Below are 23,969 nucleotides of genomic sequence, written 5' to 3' on the forward strand. Positions count from 1 at the left end.
TCGCCTTATTCCCGGCAAAGGAGTCACACCCATGCCCCGCAAGATCATCATCGATACCGACCCCGGCCAGGACGACGCCGTCGCCATCCTGCTCGCCCTCGCCTCTCCCGAGCTCGAGGTTCTGGGCATCACCGCCGTTGCCGGCAACGTGCCCCTGCCGCTGACCCAGAAAAACGCGCGCACCGTCGTCGAACTTGCCCGAAAGGACACCCCGGTCTATGCCGGTTGCGAGGCACCGCTGAAGCGCAAACTCGTCACTGCCGAACATGTCCACGGCACGACAGGGCTTGACGGTATCGCCCTGCCCGACCCAACGCATCCGCTGCAACCCGAACACGCCGTCGATTTCCTGATCGACACGCTGCGCGCCCATGCCCCCGGCACGATCACCCTCTGCCCGCTTGGCCCGCTGACGAACATCGCCACCGCCTTCCAGCGCGCCCCGGATATCGTTTCGCGTGTGGCCGAGATCGTCCTGATGGGCGGCGGCTGCTTCGAAGGCGGCAACATCACCCCGGCGGCAGAATTCAACATCTACGTCGATCCCGAAGCCGCCGACATCGTGTTCCGATCCGGCGTTCCGCTGGTGGTCATGCCGCTTGACGTCACCCACAAGGCGCTGACCAGCCGTGCCTGGGTCGAGGGGATGCGGTCCCTCGGCACGCCCGTCGGCCAGGCGGTGGCCAGCTGGACCGATTTCTTCGAACGCTTCGACACCGCCAAATACGGCAGCGAAGGCGCCCCCCTGCACGACCCCTGCGTGATCGCCTATCTGCTGGAACCCGCCCTCTTCACCGGCCGGCACATCAACGTGGAAATCGAGACGCAAAGCCCCCTCACCCTCGGCATGACCGTCGCCGACTGGTGGCGCGTGACCGACCGCGCGCCCAACGCGCTCTTCATGGGCGGCGTGGACCGGGAGGGGTTCTACCGGCTGCTGACGGAGCGGTTGGGGAGGTTGTGAGGGGACACCCGGGCCGAAGCTCCGGTTTCTCCGGGTTGACCCGACATGATGACACCTCGCCACGTCGCGGTCTCGGTAGTGCCGACCAAAGCTCCGGGCATCCGCCACGGACCATCCATTGCACAAGGCGAAGGTCCGCGTCGCTATTTCTGGCTCTGCATCGCAGATCCTGGCGTTGGGTGCGCTTCCGCACCGCTGCGTTGATCAGCACGCGGCGCTGCCCAGACACTGAACAGCGGCCGTCCGTAAAGCTGCGCGGAAGCGCAACCTACGGCGCAGCCTTAGGGCATCTTGCGGGGCCGTCGATGATCCGCATTTGCCCAACCTGGACAGATCGGATCTTGCTGCCCCGCCGCCTCAACCCAGCGGCAGCACCACCGAGAACCGGCTGCCCTCGCCCTTCTCGCTTTCGATCCGCAGCCAGCCGCGGTGGCGGCTGACGATGTGCTTGACGATGGCAAGGCCCAGGCCCGTTCCGCCCATCTCGCGGCTGCGGTGGCTGTCGACACGGTAGAACCGTTCGGTCAGGCGCGGGATGTGGATCGGGTCGATGCCTTCGCCTTCGTCCGCGACATCGACGCGGATCGCCGGGCCGCGGACGGTGTCCTCGGGGCTGAGCGTGATCCGCACGACCTGCCCTTCCCTTCCGTATTTCAGCGCATTCTCAATCAGATTGGTGAAGACCTGCGTCAGCTGGTCGGCATCCCCCGGCACGGTCACCGGATCACCCGCCAACTCCACCCGCGCGCGCGACCGCTCGGCCACCCCTTTCAGGGATCCGATCACGTTTTCCAGAAGCGGCTTCAGTTCCACCCTGTCGCGGGGACGGACCCGCTCTTCCGCCTCGACGCGCGAAAGCTGCAACAGGTCGCGAACCAACCGGTTCATGCGCCCCGCCTCGTGCTCCATGATGCCCAGAAACATGTCGCGCGCCTTGGGATCGTCGCGCGCGGCATTCTTCAGCGTCTCGATGAAGCCCATCAGCGCGGTCAGAGGGGTGCGCAACTCATGAGAGACATTGGCCACGAAGTCGCGCCGCATCTCTCCGGCCTTCTCCTCCTCGCTGACATCGCGAAAGACGCACAACACGCGGCCCTCGCCCTGATCCGACACGGTGACCTGGAACACCTGCTCCTGCCCGTCGCGCCGCAGGGTCATGCGGGCCTCCTGCACGCCACCCTGCCGCGTGACGGCGCCGATCGCGGCCAGCACCGAAGGCGCCCGCACGGCCATGGCGGGGTTGCGACCGACGACTCCGTCGCCCAGAAGGGCGATGAGCGGGCCGTTCCCGGCTTCGACCCGGTCCTCGCGCTCCACCAGCATCGCCGGCATCGGCAGCCCTGCAAGCACCCTGTCCCAATCCATCCTGCGCCCCTGCCCGGCCAGCCGGGTCAACTTTTTGCCTCACGCGTCTTGCCAGGTCAGGAAATAGCGGTAATCTTTCTGCACTGTAAGTGAATTAGTTCGCTGCCGGCCTTTGCCCGGATCGAAGGTCGGCACCGGTGGAAACTCCAGGCGATCCAGACGCTTGCCCGGCGCCCCTCATGACGGAGGTGGAGCTAACGATGTCGCAGAGGTTGAGATGCCTGGTGATCGGCATTCCCCAGGCGACATTCCCGGAAGGCGTGCTCCGGCCCGATGAAGCCGCGTCTATCCCGTATGTGCAACTGGCCGAACACCTGCCGCTGCCCGATACGCTGGAACTGGTGGTTGCGCCGCTGTTCTGCGACGATTTCGATGCCCTGGAAATGATCGAAACACTTGGATCGGCGGGCTATCGCCGCGTGCTGCGCATCGTGGCGCCCAAACTGCCCAACCGGCAGATCGTCCTGCGCGAGTTGCGCAGCCATGCCGTCCGGCAAGGCATCACGCTGGAAATGGTGGAAGAGGCCTGAACCTCAGGCCGGGCGCAGCCCCTGGCGGTAACGGGCAGCATTGGCCCGATAGCCAGCCGCTGACAGCAGAAGGCGGTCACGGGCAGCCTGGTCCAGAACGCGCACCACCTTGCCCGGCGCGCCCATGACCAGCGACCCGTCAGGTATTTCCTTGCCTTCGGTCACCAGTGCGCAAGCACCGATCAGACAGCCCCGGCCGATCCGAGCGCCATTCAGGATCGTCGCCCCCATCCCGATCAGGCTGCCGTCGCCGATCATGCATCCATGCAGCATGGCCTTGTGTCCGATGGTACAATCCGTGCCGATAACCAGTGGATAGCCCATGTCGGTATGCAGGACACAGTTCTCCTGCACGTTCGAGCCGCGGCCCACCCGGATTTCCTCGTTGTCGCCACGGATCGTCACGCCGAACCAGACCGAGGCCTCTGCCTCCAGCACGACGCGGCCGATCAGGTTGGCATCCGGCGCCACCCAGGCTGTCGGGTCGATCTGCGGAGAGATGCCGTCAAGCGCATAGATCATCGGGCCTCGAACTCCTCGTTCAACGAGCGGACAAAGGCCGACAGGTCCGGCTGGCGTTCGCGTTTCAGGCGTTCCGCCGTCAGGATGGTCTTGAGCTTGTCGAAGGTTGCCTCAAGATCATCGTTGACCAGCACATAGTCGTACTCCGCCCAGTGGCTTATCTCGTCGCGGCTTTTGGCCATGCGACCGCGGATGACCTCGTCGCTGTCCTGGGCGCGGGTCCGCAGTCGCCGTTCCAGTTCGGCAATGGACGGCGGCAGGATGAAGATCGACACGACATCGCCGCGCATGGCCTGCTTGATCTGCTGGCCACCCTGCCAGTCAATGTCGAAGACGGTATCGGTGCCCGCTTCCATCGCCGCCAGCACCGGGCCCTTTGGCGAGCCGTACAGGTTTCCGAAGACCTCGGCGTGTTCCAGCATCTCGCCGGCCTTCACCATGGCCTCGAATTCCTCGCGCGAGCGGAAATAGTATTCCCGCCCGTCCACCTCGCCCGGACGGGGGGGGCGGGTCGTGGCCGAGACCGAAAAGCGCATCGTCGGATCCCAGGCCATCAGCATCCGGCTGAGCGTCGATTTGCCGGCGCCCGAGGGCGAGGAAAGGATGAGAAGCAGCCCGCGCCGCGTCATTGGTCATTCCACATTCTGCACCTGTTCGCGCATCTGATCGATGACGGTTTTCAGGTCAAGGCCGATCCGGGTCAGCGCCAGAGACTGCGCCTTGGAACACAGCGTGTTCGCTTCGCGCATGAATTCCTGCATCAGGAAATCCAGCTTGCGGCCCACCGGGGCGGTTTCGGTAAGATGGGCGCGGGCTGCGGCGACATGGGCCGACAGGCGATCCAGCTCCTCGGTCACGTCGGTCTTCACGGCCAGCATCGCCAGTTCCTGAGCCAGCCGGCCCGCGTCCACCGCGTCGGTCGCCGCCATCACGCGGGTAACCGCCTCGCGCAGCGTGTCGGCCTGGACCGCCGACCGCGCGACGGCCTCGCGCTGCGCTTCGGCGGTCAGGGCCTCGATCCGGTCAAGTTGCGCGGCAAGAACGGCGGCCAGTGCCGCACCTTCGGTCTCGCGCATTGCTGCAAAGTCGGCAAGCAGGCCCGGAAGGTCGGCCAGGATCGCGGCGCGCAGGGGGGCGGTGTCCTGGGTTTCGTTGCTCTGGTCCAGGACGCCGCGCAGCGTCAGCACATCGGTCGCCGTCGGCTGGCGGAGGGTGACACCTGCCGCCACCGCGGCTGCTTCCACTTCGCCCAGGGCCGCCAGAGCCGCCGCCAGCTGGCGCCGGTTCAGCCGGAAAACGCCATCATCGCCGCCGCCGTCCTGCATGACCTTCAACGTCAGGGTGACATTTCCGCGCGGCACAGCCTTCTGCAATTCCGCACGGACTGCCAGTTCCAGCCCGTCGATCCAGTCAGGAAGGCGCAGGCGCAGATCCAGCCCCTTGCCGTTGACCGAACGTAGGTCCCAGACCCAGGCGTGGCCCGCCCCTGTGCCGCGCCTTGCGGCAAAGCCTGTCATCGAAATCATGCGGTCCTTTCAGCCCCGAGAGGCCCGGTATTTACCATTGATTAGATTTTCGTCCGATTCTTGGCGATCCGCCGTAGCTTGTCTTCATGGCGTGGCCACGGATGGGCCGCAAGTCGCAAGGTCCGTTCGGCAAGGTATGCGATGGATGCAAGGATTCCTGACCGGGGTCGTTCCCACCCGCCCCATCCAAGCAGGGCATTGCAGTTGATTCCCGGTCCCGCGGATGTCTTGGCCTGCTGGAAAAACCTGCGCAAGCCGGGCTATGTCCCGGACCGTGCGCAACTGGACGCGCGCAGACTGGCCGGCGTGCTGAACCGTGTGTTCCTTGCCGAACCCCTCGGCAAGGGGATTGCGCATCTACGTTTCGCCGGCTCGACGCTGGCCAGCATTGCCGGAACGGACCTGCGCGGCCTTCCCCTGTGCTGTCTTTTTTCCGCCGAGGCCCGGGAAACCCTGGCCGAAGTGGTCGAATGCGTTGCAGCAGACAGAAGGTTGGCCACGCTGGTCCTGACATTGGACAGGTGCTGTGTGCAGCCCGTCGCGCAGCTGCTGCTATTGCCCCTGACCGATGGCCCCGAAAAACGGCTGGTGCTGGGGTGCCTTGGCAGCAACCTGGTGCCACCAGGGTCAAGGTTCCGCATCCTGCGCCGGATCGCGGAACTACCCGTCGTGCCACGCACTTCGGCGTCGGAAACTGTCGGGATTGGGGCCACCCCAAGCCGCCGCTACCTGAAGCTGGTTCACTGCTCAGACGAATGACTGCGGCGGCAAGGTGGCCCCCGCCGCCGCGACGCCGTGCCCGTTACGGTGGCTAAAGCGCCACGCGCCGGTCGGCCTCGCGCTGCGAGGACAGTTCTTCAGCCACCAGGAAGGCCAATTCCAGCGATTGGCTGGCATTGAGCCGCGGGTCGCAGGCGGTATGATAGCGGTCGGCCAGGTTCTCGTCCGACACGGCGCGCAGGCCACCAGTGCATTCGGTCACGTCCTTGCCGGTCATCTCGAAATGCACCCCGCCCGGCACCGTGCCTTCGGCCTTGTGGATGGCGAAGAACTCGCGCACCTCGCGCAGGACGCTGTCGAAGGGGCGGGTCTTGTAGCCTGTCGAGGATTTGATCGTGTTGCCATGCATCGGGTCGCAGGACCAGACGACGTTCGCGCCTTCCTCGCGCACGGTCTTGATCAGCCGCGGCAGATGGTCACCCACCTTGCCCGCGCCAAAGCGCGCGATCAGCGTCAGCCGGCCCGGCTCGTTCTCCGGGTTCAGCTTGGCCATCAGCACCTTCAGATCCTCGGCCGTGGTGGTGGGGCCGCATTTCAGCCCGATCGGGTTCAGCACGCCGCGGCAGAATTCGACATGCGCCCCGTCGGGCTGCCGTGTGCGATCGCCGATCCAGATCATGTGGCCCGAGCCTGCGACCGGCTGACCCGTGATCGAATCCACCCGGCACAGCGCCTCTTCGTATTCCAGGAGCAGCGCCTCGTGGCTGGTATAGAAATCGACGCGCGCCAGCTCTTGCGCGGTGTCGCTGTTGACCCCGGCCGCATTCATGAAATCCAGCGCATCAGAGATGCGGTTGGCCATTTCCCGATAGCGTTCGGCCTTGTCATGTTCGGCAAAGCCCAGCGTCCAGGAATGCACCCGGTGGATGTCGGCAAAACCGCCGGTGCTGAAGGCGCGCAGCAGGTTCAGACTGGCCGCCGCCTGGGTATAGGCCTGCAACATCCGCGCCGGGTCGGGGATGCGCGCCTCGGGCGTGGGCTCGAAGCCGTTGATGATGTCGCCCTTGTAGCTAGGCAGCTCCACACCGTTGATGACCTCGGTCGGGGCGCTGCGCGGCTTGGCGAACTGGCCGGCCATGCGGCCGACCTTGATGACCGGCACCTTGGCGGCATAGGTCAGCACCACCGCCATCTGCAGCATCACCCGGAAGGTATCGCGGATGTTGTCGGCGCTGAATTCCGCAAAGCTTTCGGCGCAGTCGCCGCCCTGCAGAAGGAAGGCCTTGCCCTCGGCCGCAAGTGCAAGCTGCTTCTTCAGCCGCCGCGCCTCGCCGGCGAAGACAAGCGGGGGATACTTCGCCAGCTGAGCCTCGACCGCGTTCAGTGCACCCTGATCGGGATAATCCGGCATCTGGACCCGCGGCTTCGCGCGCCAGGCGGCTTTCGTCCATCCCTTGGTCATCGGTCCTACTCCAGTCATCGGCAGATCGGCCTGCGGTATACGCAACCGTTTCCGCCTTGGCAAAGGGAGATTGGGCGAAAACTGCCCGTTTCGGCCCTTGCGGCTGCCCGGAATTTGCGGTTCCGTAGCATGCAAACGACACGTTCAGGTCGCAAGATGTCGAATCTTCTGCGCAAAGCCACTCCAATCGCCAAGGAAGCAACGCCCCGGCGTTTCGTCTTTCTGCTTCTCGACCGTTTCACCATGCTGTCCTTTGCCGGTGCGATCGAGCCCCTGCGCATCGCGAACCGCGTTTCGGGGCAGGAACTTTACCGCTGGGTTCTGGCTGGCGAAGGCGGGGAATATGCCACCTGTTCGAACGGCGCGGCGTTCAAGCTGGACATGGGGCTGGACGAGATCGAGCGTGACGACATCGTGCTGGTCTGCGGCGGTGTCGATGTGCAGAAGGCGACGACCCGGGGCATCATCAACTGGCTTCGGCGCGAGGCGCGGCGGGGGGCAACCATCGGGGGGCTGTGCACCGGGGCCTATGCCGTCGCCAAGGCCGGCCTGCTGGACGGAAAGAAGGCCACGATCCACTGGGAAAACCAGGACGGCTTCCTTGAGGAGTTCGAGGCGGTGAAGCTGACGAAATCGGTCTTCGTGATGGACGGCAACCGCTGGACCACTGCGGGGGGCACCTCGTCCATCGACCTGATGCTGAAGGTCATTGCCGCCGACCATGGCGAGGACCTGGCGAACACGGTCGCCGACCAGCTGATCTATTCCACGATCCGCACCGATCAGGACACCCAGCGCCTGTCGATCCCGACCAGGATCGGTGTGCGACACCCGAAACTCAGCCAGGTCATCCAGATGATGGAAGGAAACATCGAGGATCCGATGTCACCCGCCGATCTGGCCGAGGAAGTGGGCATGTCCACGCGCCAGCTGGAACGGCTGTTCCGCCGCTATCTGAACCGCAGCCCCAAACGCTATTACATGGAACTGCGGCTGCAGAAGGCGCGGAACCTGCTGATGCAGACCGACATGAGCGTGATCAACGTGGCGCTGGCCTGCGGTTTTGCCAGCCCTTCGCATTTCTCGAAATGCTACCGCAGCCATTATCACACCACACCCTATCGTGAACGCGGCACCCAGGGGCTGCCCGGCGGGGCACCGGCACGTCTGTCGATCTGAACAGCTGCTCCGTGCCTGTCAGGCGCGCGGATCGTCGCCGAACCGGTTCGCGCCGGGATAGCCCTTGCTGGCGAAGAACACGATAAGGACGATGATCCCGATCAGCGGCAAAAGGCCGATCAACAGCCACCAGCCCGACCGGTCGGTATCGTGCAGCCGCCGAACGGAAAGGGCCAGCGCCGGGATCAGGTTGACCAGAGACCACAGCATCGACAGCGGGCCGCCGTTGTAGCTTGCCTCGAACCCGCCACCGCCGCGCATCATGGCCCCCTCGCCAAGACCCAAGGCAGTCTCGACGACCATGATGATGAACGAGACGATGACGGAGAACAGAAAGAACCACCAGTACTCGGACCGCTGGGCCCGACCGCTGAAGTTGAAGTAGTTGCGATATACATTGCTGACAGCTTTGGCAAAATTCATCCGCGCCTCAAATGTTCCATGCGATTGAAAACTGTTCCATGCGATTGAAAACGCCCTGCATGTTCGCAAGGTCAGCCTGGAATTCAAGTCCTTTCCTTCCGGAACGATGCCCCAGGGCCATGCGGCCGCGGTCTTCAGTCTGCCGGGGCAAGCCTGTAGGCCGCACCGTTCAGAACCGAAAGGAACCAGATCGAACCGTCTGGCGCCTCGCGCACGTCGCGCACGCGAAGCGTGGCCTCGCCCGCAAGCCGTTCCTCGGCATAGCCGGTGACAGCCGGCGTGTCGGGGTCAAGCCGGCCCAGAAAATCGCTGTTCAGCGAACCGAAGAAGATGTCGCCACGCCATTCCGGCACCAGCGCGCCGGAATAGATCATCAGGCCCGACGGCGCGATCGAAGGATCCCAGAAATGCACGGGCTGTTCCATGCCGTCCCGTTCCGTGCCGGCGCCGATCGGCTGCCCGTTGTAATTGACCCCATAGGTGATGACCGGCCAACCATAGTTCCTGCCGGGTGCCGGCGCGTTCAGCTCGTCGCCCCCGCGCGCACCGTGTTCGACGGTCCACAGCCGGCCCTGCAGATCCAGCGCGGCACCTTGCGCGTTGCGGTGGCCAAGGCTGTAGACACCGGGCAGGGCAGCGGGCAATACGGTTGCGGGCTGGCCATCGCGGGCAAGATGGATCACCTTGCCTTCACCGCGCATCGGGTCCTGCGCTTCCAGTCCCCCGGGCCCGGTGCCACGGTCACCCACAGTCATGAAGATCGACCCGTCCGGCGCCTCCACGAGGCGCGAGCCGAAGTGCCGCCCCCCACTTGCGCCTTCGGGAATGGCAAAGACCTGCTCGAAGCCAACCAGGCGGCTGCCGTCCTCGGACAGGATCCCGCGCCCCACGGCCGTGACCGCCCCTGCGTCGCGCGGTGCGGAATAGCTGAGCCAGACCTCTCGGCTGACAGGAAAATCGCGCGGCACCATCAGGTCTAGCAGACCGCCCTGCCCTTCGGCTGCAACCTCGGGCCCCCCCTCGACCGTAACCGCTTCGCCCCCCGCAGCCGCGAAGTATTTCAGCACCCCGTCCCTTTCGGTCACGAGGAAAGCCCCGCCGGGCAGGAAGCCGATGGCCCATGGCTCCTGCAATCCGGTCGCAACCGGGATGACGGACATCGGGCCGGCTGACGTGTCCAGAATGTCCTGGGCCAGGGCGTGACCGGCAAAAGCCACCAGCGTGGTCAGGGCAAGGGCGCGGCGCATGGTTCTCCTTTCGGTTGCTTCCCCTGAATCTAGGTCGCATGGCGGTAAACGTCCACTCACCACAGGTCACGGCTTGGTTGGGATTGGTGCCCCGAAAGACCCGTCAAACCGCTTTTCTTTTCGATTTTGGCCTACTAGGGTCTTCCGCAGGATTGCGATCCAATTAGGGAGACAACAATGAAAAAACTGCTTCTGGCGTCGGCAGCGGCCACCGCGCTTGCCGGGGCCGCCGCGGCCGAAGAGGTCAAGGTCGGCATCCTGATCGGCTTCACCGGCCCCATCGAATCCCTCGCCCCCGCCATGGCGGCGGCGGCCGAGATGGCGATGAAGGAAGTGTCGGATTCGGGCAAGTTCCTCGGCGGCTCCACGATGGTGCCGGTGCGCGGCGACAGCACCTGCGGCGATGCCCAGGCCGGCACGGCCGCGGCCGAACGTCTGGTCACCTCGGACATGGTCAAGGGCATCGTCGGCGCCGACTGTTCGGGCGTGACGGGTGCCGTTCTGCAGAACGTCGCTCGCCCGAACGGCATGGTCATGATCTCGCCCTCGGCCACCTCGCCCGCGCTGACCACGGCCGAGGATGATGGCCTGTTCTTCCGCACCGCGCCGTCGGATGCGCGCGAAGGCGAAGTCATGGCCGAAATGCTGGTCGAAAAGGGCATCAAGTCGATCGCGCTGACTTACACCAACAACGACTACGGCAAGGGTCTGGCCGAAGCCATTGCCAATTCCTTCACCGCCAAGGGCGGCACGGTCACGATCAACGCCGCGCACGAGGACGGAAAGGCCGACTATTCGGCTGAAGTTGCGGCGCTGGCCTCGGCCGGCGGCGACCTGCTGGTTGTCGCGGGCTATCTGGACCAGGGCGGCAAGGGCATCATCCAGGCCGCGCTGGACACCGGTGCCTTCTCGACCTTCGGCCTGCCGGGCGGCATGATCGGCGACAGCCTGCCCCAGGCGATCGGGCCGGCGCTGGACGGCTCTTGGGGCCAGATCGCGGGCTCGGATTCGGCCGGTGCCGCGACGTTCGAGGAGATGGCCAAGGCGGCAGGCTTCGACGGAACCTCGGCCTATGCGCCGGAAAGCTATGACGCGGCTGCCCTGATCGCGCTGGCCATGGCGGCGGCGGGCTCGACCGATCCGAAGGTCTACAAGGACAAGGTCATGGAAGTGGCCAACGGTCCGGCCGATGGCACGGGCGAAAAGATCTATCCGGGCGAACTGGCCAAGGCACTGGATCTGATCGCGGCAGGGACGCCCATCGACTACGAGGGCGCGACCGCCGTGCACCTGATCGGGCCCGGCGAAAGCGCAGGCCGCTACCGGGTGATCGAGGTCCGGAACGGCAAGAACGAGACCGTCGGTTTCCGCTGATACGGAAAACCGGTTGACAGACCAGCGCGGCCCGGGCATGTCCCCGGGCCGCTGCTTATGAACCCGCCCGAACAGAGGCGGGGCCTTGGGGGAAATGGATGATCGTAGTCGAAGACCTTCACCGGCACTTCGGGGGCTTTCGTGCCGTTGACGGGGCGTCGCTGACCATCAGGACAGGCTCGATCACCGGACTGATCGGGCCGAACGGCGCGGGCAAGACCACCCTGTTCAACGTGATTGCCGGACGCCTGCCGCCGACCTCGGGCCGGGTGCTGATGGACGGCGAGGACATCACCGGCCTGCCCCCGCATGTGCTGTTCCACAAGGGCCTGCTGCGCACCTTCCAGATCGCGCACGAGTTCGGGTCGATGACGGTGCGCGAAAACCTGATGATGGTGCCGCCCAATCAGACGGGCGAGACGATCTTCAACACCTGGTTCCGGCGGGGCACCATTGCGGCCGAAGAAAAGCGGCTGCGCGAAAAGGCCGACGAGGTGCTGGAGTTCCTGACGATCAGCCATCTGGCCGACCAGAAGGCCGCCAACATCTCGGGCGGGCAGAAGAAGTTGCTGGAGCTGGGGCGGACGATGATGGTGGACGCCAAGATCGTCTTCCTGGACGAGGTCGGTGCTGGCGTGAACCGGACGCTTCTGAACACGATCGGCGATGCCATCGTGCGGCTGAACAGGGAACGCGGCTATACCTTCTGCGTGATCGAACACGACATGGACTTCATCGCGCGTCTCTGCGACCCGGTGATCGTGATGGCCGAAGGCAAGGTTCTGGCCGAGGGCACCGTGGACGAGGTGAAAAGCGACGAGCGCGTGATCGAGGCCTATCTGGGCACAGGGTTGAAGAACAAGGCCAAGGCGGAGGGCTTCCATGTCTGAGCCCTTCCTGATCGGCGAGGCGATGACCGGCGGCTATGGCGCGGTCGATATCCTGCATGGCTGCACAATTGCGGTCGAAAGGGGTGAAATCGCAGTGATCGTCGGCCCCAACGGGGCGGGCAAGTCCACCGCGATGAAGGCCGTCTTCGGCATGCTGAAACTGCGTGCGGGCCATGTCCGGCTGGACGGCGAGGACATCACCCAACTTTCGCCCCAGGCACGCGTGGCCAAGGGCATGGCCTTCGTGCCGCAGACGCACAACATCTTCACCTCGATGACGGTCGAGGAGAACCTGGAAATGGGCGCCTTCCTGCGCCGCGACGACATTCGGACGACGATGGAGCAGGTCTATGAACTGTTCCCGATCCTGAAGACCAAACGCTATCAGGCGGCGGGGGAACTGTCTGGCGGCCAGCGCCAGCAGGTGGCCGTGGGTCGCGCGCTGATGACCCAGCCCAAGGTTCTGATGCTGGACGAACCGACTGCCGGCGTCAGCCCCATCGTGATGGACGAGCTGTTCGACCGCATCATCGAGGTCGCCCGGACCGGCATTTCCATCCTGATGGTCGAACAGAACGCCCGCCAGGCGCTCGAGATCGCAGACAAGGGTTATGTTCTGGTGCAGGGTGCCAACCGCTTCACCGACACCGGCAAGGCCCTGATGGCCGACCCGGAAGTGCGCCGCAGCTTCCTGGGCGGCTGACATGACCCGAACCTGCCCACCGAACCGCCCCAGATCACGGATGCAGTGACAAGATGGATCTTGTAAACGCCCTCGTCGCCTTCCTGAACTTCGTCTTCATCCCGGGGCTCGCCTACGGGGCGCAGCTGGCGCTTGGGGCGCTGGGTGTGACGCTGATCTACGGCATCCTGCGGTTTTCCAACTTTGCCCACGGCGACACCATGGCCTTCGGAACCATGGTCACGATCCTCGTGACCTGGGCACTTCAAGGCGCGGGCGTGACCTTCGGACCGCTGCCCACCGCCCTGCTTGCCCTGCCCGTCGGCATCGCCGCAACCGCTGCCTTCGTGCTGGCAACCGATCGGGTTGTCTACCGCTTCTACCGCCGTCAGAAGGCAAGCCCGACCATCGTGGTCATCGTCTCGCTGGGCGTGATGTTCGTGATGAACGGCATCGTCCGACTGATCATCGGGGTGAACGACCAGAACTTTGCCGATGGCGCCCGCTTCGTGATCAGCGCGCAAGAATTTCGCGAAGCCACCGGCCTTGCCGAGCCATTGGCAATACGCACCACCCAGGCGGTGACCGTGGTGACGGCAGTGATCGTCGTGGCGCTGCTGTTCTGGTTCCTGCAGAAGACCCGCACCGGCAAGTCGATGCGCGCCTTTTCCGACAACGAGGATCTGGCGCTCTTGTCGGGCATCAACCCCGACCGGGTCGTGGCGGTGACCTGGATCATCGCTGCCGCGCTGGCAACCATCGCGGGCGTCCTTTACGGACTGGACAAGAGCTTCAAGCCCTTCACCTATTTCCAGCTTCTGCTGCCGATCTTCGCGGCGGCGATCGTCGGCGGGCTGGGCAGCCCTCTGGGTGCGATCGCGGGCGGGTTCGTCATCGCCTTTTCCGAGCTGCTGCTGACCAATGCGTGGAAGAAGATCGTCACTTATGCCCTGCCCGAAAGCATGGCGCCGGACGGGCTGCTGCAGCTGATGTCCACCGACTACAAGTTCGCGGTCAGCTTCACCATCCTGATCATCGTGCTTCTGTTCATGCCGACCGGCCTGTTCAAGGGGAAATCGCTATGAGCGCGCGCAATCTGGCGCTGTTTGCCGCCGTCGCGGCCCTTTATGTGCTGACCGGCTTCATGAACAGCTGGAATACGTCGCTGTCGATCCTGAACTTCGCGCTACTGGCCACGATCGCGGCCATGGGCGTGAACATGCAGTGGGGCTATGCGGGGCTGTTTTCGGTGGGCACCATGGGCTTCACCGCCCTTGGCGGTCTGGCCGTCGTGCTGGTTTCGGCCCGGCCCAACGTCGAGAACTGGCAGGCGGGCGGCCTTGGCATTCTTCTGGCGCTGGTTCTGGGCGCGCTGTCTGTGGCGGCTGCGATCGTCGCGTGGAGACTGCTGCCGCGCGGGCGGGTGCGGTCCCTTTCCGTCGCCGCGATCCTGATCGGTGGCTTCTTCCTGTTCCGTGCGATCTTCGACCCGAATGTCGCGGCGGTCGAGGCGGTGAACCCTCAGTTCGCCGGTAACCTTGGCGGGCTTGGCCTTCCCTCGCTGGTCGCCTGGCCGGTCGGCGGCTTGCTCGCCGCGGCTGTTGCCTGGGCCATCGGCAAGACTGCACTTGGCCTTCGGTCGGACTATCTGGCCATCGCCACCCTCGGCATTGCCGAGATCATCGTCTCGGTCATCAAGAACGAGGACTGGCTTGCCCGCGGGGTGAAGAACGTCACCCAGCTGCCGCGCCCTTGGCCCGTGCCGCTGGAAGTGGACCTGCAGCAGCAACCAGGTTTCCTGGCCTTTGTGGCCGACTGGGGCTGGAACCCGGTCGCCGCCTCGACGATCGTGGTCAAGCTTCTTTATGCGGGCTTGTTCATACTGGTTCTGGGGGCAATCATCTGGGCCTTCGAACGGGCCCTGAATAGCCCCTGGGGCCGGATGATGCGTGCCATCCGCGACAACGAGGTTGCCGCAGCCGCCATGGGCAAGGATGTGACACGCCGGCACTTGCAGGTCTTTATCCTGGGTTCTGCCGTGATCGGCTTTGCCGGCGCCATGGCCACGTCGATGGAAGGCGCGCTGACCCCGGGCAGCTATCAGCCGCTGCGCTTTACCTTCCTGATCTGGGTGATGGTGATTGTCGGTGGATCCGGCAACAACTGGGGAACGGTCCTTGGCGGGCTGCTGGTCGGCTGGCTGTATTTCGCGGTCGAATTCCTGGGGCCGAACATCATGGGTCTGGTTACCGCGGGCCTGCCCGATGGGGCTTTGAAGGCGCATCTGGTCGGATCGGCCGAAAATATCCGCCTTCTGACGCTTGGTGTGATCCTGCTTCTGGTCCTGCGGTTTTCTCCACGCGGGCTGATCCCCGAGAAGTGACAACTGCGACATTATTTGTCGCAAAACCGCATGATCGCCTGAACTGCCCCGGCCAGATTGCGCGGGACAGGTAGGGAGTCGTCCATGAAAACCCATTCGCGCGTGGTCGTGATCGGCGGCGGGGTCGTCGGCTGTTCTGTGTTGTATCACCTGACCAAGCTCGGCTGGTCAGACGTGATGCTGATCGAACGGTCGGACCTGACCTCGGGTTCCACCTGGCACGCGGCCGGCGGCTTTCATACCCTGAACGGCGACACCAACATGGCCGCGCTTCAGGGTTACACGATCCGGCTTTACAAGGAGCTTGAGGAAATCACCGGCATGTCCTGCGGGCTGCACCATGTCGGCGGCATTACCTTGGCCGACAACCAGGCCAGGTTCGAAATGCTGAAGGCCGAGCGCGCCAAGCACCGCTACATGGGTCTGGATACCGAAATCCTTGGGCCGGAGGAGATCGCAAAGCTTACCGACGGGTTGGTGAACCTCGACGGCATCCTTGGCGCTCTTTATGACCCGCTGGACGGCCACCTCGACCCCTCGGGCACCACGCATGCCTATGCGAAGGCCGCACGCATGGGCGGGGCCGAGATCGTGCTGCATAACCGCGTGCTGGCGACGAACCCCACGCGGGACGGCTGGGAGGTCGTGACCGAAAAGGGCACCATCCATTGCGAACATCTGGTGAATGCCGCAGGGCTCTGGGCACGTGAAGTGGGGGCAATGGCAGGTGTTTACTTGCCATTGTTGCCGATGGCGCACCAATACCTGGTCACAGACGACATCCCCGAGATCATGGATATCCTCAAGCAGGGCCGCGAATTTCCGCATGTGATGGATCCCGGCGGGGAAAGCTATCTGCGGCAGGAAGGCCGCGGCCTCTGCATCGGCTTCTACGAAAAACCGTGCGAACCCTGGGCCGTGGACGGCACGCCCTGGAACTTCGGTCACGAGCTCTTGAACGAGCAGTTCGACAAGATCGAGGACAGCGTCGCCTTCGCCTACCGCCGCTTCCCTGTGCTGGAGCGCAGTGGCGTCAAGCGGGTGATCCATGGACCCTTCACCTTTGCCCCGGACGGAAACCCGCTGATCGGCCCGGTGCCGGGCCTGCGCAACTACTGGTCGGCCTGCGCGGTGATGGCAGGGTTCAGCCAGGGCGGGGGCATGGGCCTGGCGCTGGCGCAATGGATGATCCACGGCGAGGTGGAACGCGACCCGCGCGGCTTTGACGTCGCGCGCTTCGGGAACTGGACCAGCCCCGGCTACACCGTGCCGAAGGTGATCGAGAACTATCAGATGCGCTTCTCGGTCAGCTATCCGAACGAGGAACGCCCCGCCGCCCGCCCCTTCCGCACCACGCCGATGTATGACGTGTTCGACCGGATGAACGCGGTCTGGGGCCAGCAATACGGGCTGGAGGTTGTGAACTACCACGCCCTGCCGGGCGAGCCCCGCTATGAGACGCCCAGCTTCAAGCGGTCGAACGCCTGGGAGGCGACGCGTCAGGAGGTGCTGGCCGTGCGCGAGGGCGTGGGCATCAACGAGGTGCAGAACTTCGGCAAGTATCGCGTGACCGGCCCGAAGGCGCGGGACTGGCTTGACCGGATCATGGCCGGGCTGATCCCGCAGCCCGGGCGGCTGAGCCTGACCCCGATGCTGGCCCACAGCGGCAAGATCATCGGCGATTTCACCGTCTCGTGCCTGTCGGAAACCGAATTCCAGCTTACCGCCAGCTATGGCGCCCAGGGCTGGCACGAACGCTGGTTCGAACAGAATGCGATGGACGGGGTGCGTGTGGAAAACATCTCGGACGCGCGTTCCGGCTTCCAGATCGCCGGGCCGAAGGCGCGCGAACTGCTGTCGCGCGTCACCCGCAGCGACGTGTCGCCCGATGCCTTCCGCTTCATGGACGTGAAGCGGATGACCGTTGGCATGGCCAACTGCATCGTCCAGCGCGTCAGCTATACCGGAGACTTGGGGTATGAGATCTTCACCGACCACATGTCCGTCCGCCATCTCTGGGACGTGCTGACCGAGGCCGGGAAGGATCTGGGCCTGCGTCCCTTCGGGATGCGTGCGATGATGTCGCTGCGCCTGGACAAATGGTTCGGCAGCTGGGGCCGCGAATTCAGCCCCGATTACACCCCCGCCGAGACCGGACTTGACCGCTTCATTCGCTGGAACAAGCCGGCAGAATGGATCGGAAAGGCCGCGGCCCTCGCCGAAAAGGCCAGGGGGCCGAAGCGCCGCCTGGTCAGCTTCATCGTCGATGCCACCGATGCCGATGTGGTGGCATGGGAACCGATCTGGCTGGACGGCAGCGTTGTCGGCTTCTGCACCAGCGGCGGTTTCAGCCACTGGACGGGGAAATCCGTCGCCATGGGTTTCCTGCCCGCCGACCGCGTGCAGGACGGGCTGGCCTGCGAGATCGAGATCCTTGGCGAACGCCGACAAGCCCAGGTGCACCTTGCCCCGCTGTGGGATGGTGACGGCGCGCGGATGCGGGGATAGCGGGCGCTCTTCCACTGTTCCGGCGGGTTGTTGCCGGCCTTGGCAGTCGATACCCGCACCTGCCCATGTGCTGCTTGACAGGGGCGTTCGCCGGCATGAGCCTGCGGCAATGGCAGCCGTCGTGCACATCCTGATCCTTGCGGCCGGAGCGTCCTCGCGGATGCGGGGAGGCGACAAGCTGCTTTTGCCGGTCGGGCATCAGCCGCTTCTTCGCCATGTGGCGCGCGGGGCGCTTGGCACCGGCGCCCCTGTCACGGTCACCCTGCCATCCGGCGCGACCGCCCGCCGGAAAGTTCTTGCCGACCTGCCGGTTCGGATCGTCGAGGTGCCTGACGCCGCTCTGGGCATGTCGCGGTCGCTGGTGCGCGGGATGGCGGCAGTTGAACCGGATGCGGGGCCCGAGGACGGGGTGATGATTCTGCCCGCCGACATGCCCGGTTTCACGACTGCCGTGCTGGCCGATCTGATCGCGCGCTTTCGGGCCGATCCCGACCTGATCATCCGGGGTGGAACCCTGGATGGTCAGCCCGGCCACCCAGCCATATTTCCACGCGATCTCTGGCCTGAACTGGCGCGGGTGACCGGCGACGAAGGCGGACGTTCCGTCCTGCGCCAGAGCCAGGGCCGTATCAGGGTCATTCCCCTGCCCGACCGGATGGCTCTGCTGGATCTAGACACCCCCGAGGATTGGGCCGCCTGGCGTGCCGCCCAGGGCTGAGGACTATTCGGCCGCGAACAGAACCCGTGCCTCATGCGCCTTGATCGAAAGGCGGGCCCCCTCGAAGGCGACACCGACAGTATCGATTTCGGGGAATAGGGCAACGATCTCGGCGCGGACGGCCTTGTCCATCGCGGAAAGCATCCGCACGGCCGGCTGGAAGCTTTCGGTCCACAGGCCATCGGACTGCACGATCTCGTGCCGATGGAACAGGAGGTGAATGTAGGTCACCCCCGTATCCGGCACGACCCGCCTCGCATTGACGCTGCCTTCAAGATGCCGTGCTGGCACCAGCACCTCGGGCTCTGCGAACAGCAGTTCGGCCCGCGCGCCCTCGATCAGGATGCGATGCTGCGGCGACACCAGCATGTCACGGGCAGGCGCCTGCGGTCCTAGGGCTTCTCGGGCGATCAGCACGGGTTGGAGGTCGGGCTGCGCTAGCAGCTCTGCGCGCGCCAGCTTTCGGCGCCCGACCCAGAGCAGCGGTTGCGGGCCATGGTCCCGCGTCAGGACCAGATCACCCGCCCGCAGGCTTTCGACGGGACGCAGCCCATCCGGCGTGGCGATCAGCGTGCCGATCGTGAAGCACGGGATGATCTGTTCGATCTCGCTGAAATTGATGGTCCCCAGGATCGTGACGCCATCCGCCGCATAAAGCGTGACAGTGCCGGATTCGGTCGTTGGGTCGTCATTGGTATACTGGATGACAACGCGGCTCCACCCGAAGGCCGCGCCATAGGCCGACAGGTCGAGTATGTCGAAGTCGTCGCCCCCCTCGCCCCCGACGACCACTTCGCCGATGGCGGCATCCCCGACCTGAAAGACGAAGGTGTCTCGGTCGCTGCCGCCATACAGCGTGTCCACGCCGGCACCGCCGAAGATGGTGTCGTTGCCCGCGCCGCCACGGACGACATCATTGCCGGTGTCGCCATACAGCAGGTCGTTGCCGTCTCCGCCATCGACGGTGTCATTCCCGCTGCCACCGTAGATCGTGTCGCGATCCGCACCGCCGTAGAGGATATCGTCCCCGCCGCGGCCATACATCAGGTCGTTGCCGGCGCCACCATAGAAGATGTTGGTGTAGATATCGCCGCCGCCCGTGCCCTGGTTGTCAAAGCCGTAAAGCACGTCGTCGAAGGCTGATCCGTAGATCCCGTCGATACCGCCCAGGCTGTCACCCGCGGCATGGCCCCCGGCACCGGTGCCGGCAGCAAGGTCCACCGTGACACCGGCGCCAGAGGCAGAGTAGTCAACAAAATCCATCCCCTGGCCGCCGTTGAGCGAATCCGCGCCCGCGCCCGAAACCAGGGTGTCGTCACCTGTGCCACCGAACAGGAAAGTGCCGTTCGGACCGGCAACCAGAACGTCATTTCCGGCGTCGCCGTATAGCGTGTCTGTGCCGGGGCCAGCGTAAAGCCGGTCATTTCCGGTGCCGCCATAAAGCAGATCGTTCCCCGCGCCACCGTAAAGGATATCGTCGTCGGCATCGCCATAAATCAGGTCATTGCCATCGCCGCCATCCAGCAGGTCGTTGCCGCCCCCGCCAGCCAGCACGTCGTTTCCCGTGCCGCCATACAGTGAATCCGCCCCCAGACCGCCATAAAGCGTGTCGTTTCCGGCATTTCCGAACATCACGTTGTCTTCGGCATTGCCGGTGACGCTGTCATTGCCACTGCCGAGGTTGATCCCCTCGATCGAGATCAGGGTATCGGTGCCCTGCCCGCCCCCGACGTTGATCGTCGGGGTGGCGAAGTTGTAGGTTATGTTGCCGGTACTGGTCCCGTAATCGACGATGTCCAGACCATCGCCACCCTCGAAGCGGTCGTTGCCCGTCCCGCCGATGAACCAGTCGTTCCCGGCTCCGCCATAAAGCGTGTCATCATCGGCCCCACCGTAGAGGGTATCGTTCCCCGCACCCCCATACAGGATGTCCGCTCCGACATCGCCGTAAAGGATGTCGTTTCCGTCATCTCCGTAAAGGATGTCGACCCCGTCGCCACCGTAAAGCGTATCGTCGCCACCGCCGCCATACAGCGTGTCGCCCCCGCCGGCACCATAGATCAGGTCATTCCCGGTGCCGCCGTCGATCCGGTTGTTGCCGGCATCACCGGTCAAGGTATCGTTGAAGGCAGAGCCGATCAGGTTCTCGATATTGAACAGGCTATCGCCCTGGGCGTCACCACCGGTGTTGCCCGTTGTGGCGTTGATCGTCACGTTGACGCCTGCGCCAGAGGATGCGTAGCTTGCCGTGTCGATATCCGCACCGCCGTCTATGCGGTCGGCCCCCGGCCCCCCTTCAAGGTAATCGTTGCCGCCATCACCATAAAGCTGGTCGTTGCCTACCCCGCCATAAAGCGTATCGTTGCCACCGCCGCCATACAGCGTGTCGTTGCCGGTCAGGCCATAGATGATGTCGTCGCCATTGCTGGCGTTGGGGTTTGAGTTAGTTCCGCCGAAGATGACATCGTTGTTGTTGGCATCGGTATCACCATACAGGGTGTCACTGTTACCAGACCCGAAGATCGTCGCCATCCTTACCTGCCCTCTGCCCTAGCCCCGCACGCCTGCCAAAACACCACGGCCCTGTGTCGGCGCGTGATCGGGCAGATTGCGGGCATTCTTTGTGCCCTGCCTGCCCAAAAACCGTAAGAAACATGTAAAGCCACTGCCTTCTGACACGAAGGCGCCGGAGTCGTCACAGCCATCCTAGACTGCAATGACGGTCCCTTCGGTCGTGGTCATGGTCGGCCGGGCAGAGGCATAGGCAGCGCGGCCCTCTTCGGTCTTCAGCTCGGGGAAAAGCTCGAAGATCTCAAGCCGCTGGGCATTTCCCATGCCCCCCAGCGACTGGTCGTCAGGCTGGAAACTTTCCGTCCAGATCCCGTCGGCCAGCACGACCTCATGCCGGTCGCACATGAAATGGATGTATGTCGTGCCACTGGACTGGACCGTATGGACGCCCTGCGTGCTCAGGTGCTTCGCGGCTACCAGAACCTCGCGATCGGCAAAGCGCAGGGCAGTCTTCTCATTCGCCACCAGGATGCGGTGATTGGGCGACACCATCATGTCACGCTCGGGCAGACCCCTGCCCAGCGAACCCTGCCGGATGAAGATCGGCAGAAGATGCGGTTCGGCCCGAAAATCCTGCAGGAACATCTGCGATTTGCCGACCCAGCGCACGGTCTGGATCCCGTTGTCGCGGGTGACGACGCGATCGCCGGCGGCCAGATGTTCAACCGGGATTTCGCCGCGATGGGTGGTGATCAGGGTGCCCGGCGTAAAGCAGGGTGTCGTGCGCGCCACGCGCTGGCCACACGCTGCATCCGCCCGCCTGTTCAAGGGCTGTCCATCCTGCCGGTCCATGCCATCCCCACCATTTGCCATTCCGCCCCGTGACGAGGCGCTACCTTCCGGCCGCACAAATAGCGCGCAACTCCCTTGCCACAAAGGGAAAATTCGGGACCGGTCTGGGTGGACCGGACCGGGATTCTGCCTATGGATGAAAAGCCGGAAACGGGACTATCGACACCTTGACCAAAGGCAACCCGAGGCCGGTGGACTGCGCGGATGGACCGATCAACCAAATATTTGGATTTCCTGCCTTTTGCTTGCGCGGTCGTCCAAGGTGGCGCGACAGCCGCGCCCAGACTGGAAGGCCCAACACAACAACCATGACACGAAAGCCAACTTGGGTGGTTTTTCGCTGCTCGGCAGCGAAACGGCGCTGGCAGTGTTTCCCGTTCGGGACCGGTTTCCCGTCAATCGCGCAGACTGACGACCCAACAGCAATTACGCTGCCGAATCAAGCACTCAGCACATGCAGAAAGCTGGTGCCCGAGGCGAGACTCGAACTCGCATGCCTTGCGGCGACGGATTTTGAATCCGCTGCGTCTACCATTCCGCCACTCGGGCCACCGAAGTTCCGTCTAGTGCCTCCTGCCCCGGTCGTCAATGCGCGCCCGTCACAGCCGTGTGGCGCCAAACGTGTCGCAGTCGGCCATTTTCCCGGACTTGAGCCCGATCATGAACCACCGGGCGCGCTGTTCCGACGTGCCATGGGTGAAGGTATGCGGCATCGGGCGACGGCCGGCATTCCTTTGCAGCGTATCGTCCCCGATCTGCCGGGCGGCGTTTACCGCCTCCTCCAGATCCCCGGCATCAACCACACCAAGGCTCTGGGCCGCCTCGCGCGCCCAGATGCCCGACAGGCAATCTGCCTGCAACTCGATGCGCACCGAAATCGCGTTGGACTCTGCCTCGGCGACCTGCTGGCGGACCTGGTTGGCCTGGCCCAGGATCCCAAGCTCGTTCTGTATGTGGTGGCCGATCTCGTGGGCAACGACATAGGCCGCGGCAAAGTCGCCACCGGCGCCAAGGCGCTGATGCAGCGTCGTGAAGAAGGCCGTGTCGAGATAGACCTTGCGGTCTGCCGGGCAGTAGAAGGGTCCGGTTGCCTCGGACGCGCCACCGCAGGCCGAACGGGTTGCCTCCTTGAACAGAACCAGCGTCGCGGGGCGATAGGTGCGCCCGAGCTGATCCTGGAACAGCCTTGCCCAGATTTCCTCGGTATCGGCCAGCACGACCGAAACGAAGTCGCCCTCGGCCTGGTCAGCGTCGGTCAGTTCGGCCGGTGCGCTGGCACGGGACTGGGTCTGAAGACCTTCGGGCCCAAGGAACTGGCCGGGATCGACGCCAAGCAACAGCGCAAGCAGGATCACCACGATGGCCCCTGCCCCGCCGATACCGCCCGCCCGGGCGACACCGCCGCCGCGCTGCTGGCGCCGGTCCTCGATGTTGGAACTGCCGCGGCGGCCTCTCCAGTCCATGGGTTCCCTCCGCACGCAAGCCCCCGGAGCCGGGATGTCCGCCCCGCAAAAGTGTATTGCGAAAGCTCGCCGGCGCAAAGCGCGATTGCAGCCCGCTGAAGCGTGACTTCCCCCCGGCCCGCGCACGGCGTATGGTCGGGCCGCGACAAGACCAAATGGAAGGCCAGAAGCATGCCGCTGACCCGCAAGACCCTGACATGGCTGGCCTTGCTTGGTTCGGCCGGCCTGCTGGCGGGGGCTTTCGCCTTTCAGTACATCGGCGGGTTGGCGCCGTGCCAGCTTTGCCTTTGGCAACGCTGGCCCCATGCTGCCGCCGTCCTGATCGGGATCGTGGCGCTGGCGACGGGCTGGCGATGGCTGCTGTGGCTTGGGGCGCTGGCGGCGCTGACCACGGCCGGAATCGGCGTCTTCCATGTCGGCGTCGAGCAGGGCTGGTGGGAGGGGCTGGCCACCTGCACCGCAGGGTCCATCACCGGAATCTCGACAGCCGACCTGCTGAACCCGGCGGCCGATGTGGCCCAACCCGTGCGCTGCGACGCCATCGCGTGGGAGATGTTCGGCATCTCGATGGCAGGCTGGAACGTCATCGTCTCTGTGCTTCTGGCCGGGCTGTGGCTTGTGGCGGCCCTGCGCCGGGGCTGAACGCGCCA

The 23,969-nt window shown here is 64.7% G+C and carries 22 protein-coding genes and 1 tRNA gene; 12 read left to right on the forward strand and 11 right to left on the reverse strand.

What is annotated here, in order from left to right; genetic code table 11:
* Nucleotides 1-31: 31 nt before the first annotated feature.
* Nucleotides 32-964: a nucleoside hydrolase gene (locus EZM81_RS08210; RefSeq protein ID WP_136645388.1), complete on the forward strand. Its 933-nt coding sequence runs from the start codon at nt 32-34 to the stop codon at nt 962-964.
* 357 nt (nt 965-1,321) lie between these two features.
* Here EZM81_RS08210 and EZM81_RS08215 read toward each other — a convergent pair whose 3' ends face one another.
* Nucleotides 1,322-2,329, reverse strand: a complete 1,008-nt coding sequence (locus EZM81_RS08215) for a cell wall metabolism sensor histidine kinase WalK (RefSeq protein WP_136645389.1) — start codon at nt 2,327-2,329, stop codon at nt 1,322-1,324.
* Nucleotides 2,330-2,553: 224 nt separating this feature from the next.
* On the opposite strand from EZM81_RS08215, the gene EZM81_RS08220 reads away from it, so the two are divergent.
* On the forward strand, nt 2,554-2,859 hold the full coding sequence (locus tag EZM81_RS08220; RefSeq protein ID WP_211195398.1) for a hypothetical protein: 306 nt from the start codon (nt 2,554-2,556) through the stop codon (nt 2,857-2,859).
* 3 nt (nt 2,860-2,862) lie between these two features.
* On the opposite strand, the gene EZM81_RS08225 is transcribed toward EZM81_RS08220, so the two are convergent.
* From EZM81_RS08225 to EZM81_RS08235, 3 genes are read right to left on the reverse strand one after another with little or no spacing between them, the layout of a single operon-like run.
* Nucleotides 2,863-3,381, reverse strand: a complete 519-nt coding sequence (locus EZM81_RS08225; protein WP_135448512.1) for a gamma carbonic anhydrase family protein — start codon at nt 3,379-3,381, stop codon at nt 2,863-2,865.
* On the reverse strand, nt 3,378-4,010 hold the full coding sequence (gene gmk / locus EZM81_RS08230; protein WP_135448514.1) for a guanylate kinase: 633 nt from the start codon (nt 4,008-4,010) through the stop codon (nt 3,378-3,380). Before gmk ends, EZM81_RS08225 begins: the two co-directional genes overlap by 4 nt.
* Nucleotides 4,011-4,013: 3 nt before the next feature.
* Entirely contained in the window at nt 4,014-4,898 is an 885-nt protein-coding gene (locus EZM81_RS08235) for a YicC/YloC family endoribonuclease (protein WP_136645533.1), read from the reverse strand.
* 237 nt (nt 4,899-5,135) lie between these two features.
* Between EZM81_RS08235 and EZM81_RS08240 the strand changes: the two genes are divergently transcribed.
* A complete protein-coding gene (locus EZM81_RS08240; RefSeq protein ID WP_169052336.1) occupies nt 5,136-5,666 on the forward strand; it encodes a PAS domain-containing protein in 531 nt (176 codons plus the stop codon).
* 52 nt (nt 5,667-5,718) lie between these two features.
* Here EZM81_RS08240 and EZM81_RS08245 read toward each other — a convergent pair whose 3' ends face one another.
* Nucleotides 5,719-7,089, reverse strand: a complete 1,371-nt coding sequence (locus EZM81_RS08245; protein ID WP_136645392.1) for a class II 3-deoxy-7-phosphoheptulonate synthase — start codon at nt 7,087-7,089, stop codon at nt 5,719-5,721.
* 156 nt (nt 7,090-7,245) lie between these two features.
* Here EZM81_RS08245 and EZM81_RS08250 point away from each other — a divergent pair, with 156 nt between their 5' ends.
* Nucleotides 7,246-8,268 carry a GlxA family transcriptional regulator gene (locus EZM81_RS08250; RefSeq protein ID WP_136645393.1) on the forward strand — a complete coding sequence of 341 codons (1,023 nt, stop codon included), beginning with the start codon at nt 7,246-7,248 and terminating at the stop codon, nt 8,266-8,268.
* A gap of 18 nt (nt 8,269-8,286) precedes the next feature.
* Here EZM81_RS08250 and EZM81_RS08255 read toward each other — a convergent pair whose 3' ends face one another.
* The gene (locus EZM81_RS08255; RefSeq protein WP_136645394.1) at nt 8,287-8,691 is read right to left on the reverse strand and encodes a DUF805 domain-containing protein; all 405 of its coding nucleotides are present in this window, start codon (nt 8,689-8,691) and stop codon (nt 8,287-8,289) included.
* A 134-nt stretch (nt 8,692-8,825) separates the two neighbouring features.
* Nucleotides 8,826-9,938: a PQQ-dependent sugar dehydrogenase gene (locus EZM81_RS08260; protein ID WP_136645395.1), complete on the reverse strand. Its 1,113-nt coding sequence runs from the start codon at nt 9,936-9,938 to the stop codon at nt 8,826-8,828.
* A 177-nt stretch (nt 9,939-10,115) separates the two neighbouring features.
* Between EZM81_RS08260 and EZM81_RS08265 the strand changes: the two genes are divergently transcribed.
* The 7 genes from EZM81_RS08265 (at nt 10,116) to EZM81_RS08295 (ending at nt 18,493) form a co-directional block, all read left to right on the forward strand.
* A complete protein-coding gene (locus EZM81_RS08265; protein WP_135448529.1) occupies nt 10,116-11,312 on the forward strand; it encodes an ABC transporter substrate-binding protein in 1,197 nt (398 codons plus the stop codon).
* 98 nt (nt 11,313-11,410) lie between these two features.
* Complete coding sequence (locus EZM81_RS08270) at nt 11,411-12,202, forward strand: ABC transporter ATP-binding protein (RefSeq protein WP_136645396.1); 792 nt, start codon at nt 11,411-11,413, stop codon at nt 12,200-12,202.
* Complete coding sequence (locus tag EZM81_RS08275) at nt 12,195-12,905, forward strand: ABC transporter ATP-binding protein (protein WP_135448533.1); 711 nt, start codon at nt 12,195-12,197, stop codon at nt 12,903-12,905. The genes EZM81_RS08270 and EZM81_RS08275 overlap by 8 nt, the downstream gene beginning before the upstream one ends.
* 53 nt (nt 12,906-12,958) lie before the next feature.
* Nucleotides 12,959-13,969, forward strand: coding sequence for a branched-chain amino acid ABC transporter permease (locus EZM81_RS08280; protein ID WP_136645397.1), 1,011 nt, complete (start codon nt 12,959-12,961; stop codon nt 13,967-13,969).
* Nucleotides 13,966-15,267: a branched-chain amino acid ABC transporter permease gene (locus EZM81_RS08285; protein WP_135448538.1), complete on the forward strand. Its 1,302-nt coding sequence runs from the start codon at nt 13,966-13,968 to the stop codon at nt 15,265-15,267. Before EZM81_RS08280 ends, EZM81_RS08285 begins: the two co-directional genes overlap by 4 nt.
* An 84-nt stretch (nt 15,268-15,351) precedes the next feature.
* Entirely contained in the window at nt 15,352-17,775 is a 2,424-nt protein-coding gene (locus EZM81_RS08290) for an FAD-dependent oxidoreductase (protein ID WP_136645398.1), read from the forward strand.
* A gap of 109 nt (nt 17,776-17,884) precedes the next feature.
* Complete coding sequence (locus EZM81_RS08295; protein ID WP_136645399.1) at nt 17,885-18,493, forward strand: NTP transferase domain-containing protein; 609 nt, start codon at nt 17,885-17,887, stop codon at nt 18,491-18,493.
* 3 nt (nt 18,494-18,496) lie between these two features.
* Here EZM81_RS08295 and EZM81_RS18720 read toward each other — a convergent pair whose 3' ends face one another.
* The 4 genes from EZM81_RS18720 to EZM81_RS08315 form a co-directional block, all read right to left on the reverse strand.
* Entirely contained in the window at nt 18,497-21,025 is a 2,529-nt protein-coding gene (locus EZM81_RS18720) for a Hint domain-containing protein (protein ID WP_136645400.1), read from the reverse strand.
* Between the two features lie 174 nt (nt 21,026-21,199).
* Nucleotides 21,200-21,796, reverse strand: a complete 597-nt coding sequence (locus tag EZM81_RS08305) for a Hint domain-containing protein (protein WP_371685731.1) — start codon at nt 21,794-21,796, stop codon at nt 21,200-21,202.
* A 525-nt stretch (nt 21,797-22,321) separates the two neighbouring features.
* Nucleotides 22,322-22,405: transfer RNA gene (locus EZM81_RS08310), tRNA-Leu, on the reverse strand.
* Between the two features lie 50 nt (nt 22,406-22,455).
* Nucleotides 22,456-23,319, reverse strand: coding sequence for a neutral zinc metallopeptidase (locus EZM81_RS08315; protein WP_135448548.1), 864 nt, complete (start codon nt 23,317-23,319; stop codon nt 22,456-22,458).
* Nucleotides 23,320-23,496: 177 nt separating this feature from the next.
* Here EZM81_RS08315 and EZM81_RS08320 point away from each other — a divergent pair, with 177 nt between their 5' ends.
* Nucleotides 23,497-23,961, forward strand: coding sequence for a disulfide bond formation protein B (locus EZM81_RS08320; RefSeq protein WP_135448776.1), 465 nt, complete (start codon nt 23,497-23,499; stop codon nt 23,959-23,961).
* Nucleotides 23,962-23,969: the final 8 nt, after the last annotated feature.

The sequence above is a fragment of the Tabrizicola sp. YIM 78059 genome (assembly GCF_004959785.1).
Taxonomy (GTDB): domain Bacteria; phylum Pseudomonadota; class Alphaproteobacteria; order Rhodobacterales; family Rhodobacteraceae; genus Tabrizicola; species Tabrizicola caldifontis.

Bases quoted from the DNA above. Each gene is read 5' to 3' on its own strand.
- EZM81_RS08250 (WP_136645393.1), top strand. From the start codon at position 7,246: ATGTCGAATCTTCTGCGCAAAGCCACTCCAATCGCCAAGGAAGCAACG.
- EZM81_RS08260 (WP_136645395.1), bottom strand. From the start codon at position 9,938: ATGCGCCGCGCCCTTGCCCTGACCACGCTGGTGGCTTTTGCCGGTCAC.
- EZM81_RS08280 (WP_136645397.1), top strand. From the start codon at position 12,959: ATGGATCTTGTAAACGCCCTCGTCGCCTTCCTGAACTTCGTCTTCATC.
- EZM81_RS08270 (WP_136645396.1), top strand. From the start codon at position 11,411: ATGATCGTAGTCGAAGACCTTCACCGGCACTTCGGGGGCTTTCGTGCC.
- EZM81_RS08225 (WP_135448512.1), bottom strand. From the start codon at position 3,381: ATGATCTATGCGCTTGACGGCATCTCTCCGCAGATCGACCCGACAGCC.
- EZM81_RS08290 (WP_136645398.1), top strand. From the start codon at position 15,352: ATGAAAACCCATTCGCGCGTGGTCGTGATCGGCGGCGGGGTCGTCGGC.
- EZM81_RS08275 (WP_135448533.1), top strand. From the start codon at position 12,195: ATGTCTGAGCCCTTCCTGATCGGCGAGGCGATGACCGGCGGCTATGGC.
- EZM81_RS08315 (WP_135448548.1), bottom strand. From the start codon at position 23,319: ATGGACTGGAGAGGCCGCCGCGGCAGTTCCAACATCGAGGACCGGCGC.
- EZM81_RS18720 (WP_136645400.1), bottom strand. From the start codon at position 21,025: ATGGCGACGATCTTCGGGTCTGGTAACAGTGACACCCTGTATGGTGAT.
- EZM81_RS08210 (WP_136645388.1), top strand. From the start codon at position 32: ATGCCCCGCAAGATCATCATCGATACCGACCCCGGCCAGGACGACGCC.
- EZM81_RS08295 (WP_136645399.1), top strand. From the start codon at position 17,885: ATGGCAGCCGTCGTGCACATCCTGATCCTTGCGGCCGGAGCGTCCTCG.
- EZM81_RS08265 (WP_135448529.1), top strand. From the start codon at position 10,116: ATGAAAAAACTGCTTCTGGCGTCGGCAGCGGCCACCGCGCTTGCCGGG.
- EZM81_RS08235 (WP_136645533.1), bottom strand. From the start codon at position 4,898: ATGACAGGCTTTGCCGCAAGGCGCGGCACAGGGGCGGGCCACGCCTGG.
- EZM81_RS08215 (WP_136645389.1), bottom strand. From the start codon at position 2,329: ATGGATTGGGACAGGGTGCTTGCAGGGCTGCCGATGCCGGCGATGCTG.
- EZM81_RS08255 (WP_136645394.1), bottom strand. From the start codon at position 8,691: ATGAATTTTGCCAAAGCTGTCAGCAATGTATATCGCAACTACTTCAAC.
- gmk (WP_135448514.1), bottom strand. From the start codon at position 4,010: ATGACGCGGCGCGGGCTGCTTCTCATCCTTTCCTCGCCCTCGGGCGCC.
- EZM81_RS08285 (WP_135448538.1), top strand. From the start codon at position 13,966: ATGAGCGCGCGCAATCTGGCGCTGTTTGCCGCCGTCGCGGCCCTTTAT.
- EZM81_RS08245 (WP_136645392.1), bottom strand. From the start codon at position 7,089: ATGACCAAGGGATGGACGAAAGCCGCCTGGCGCGCGAAGCCGCGGGTC.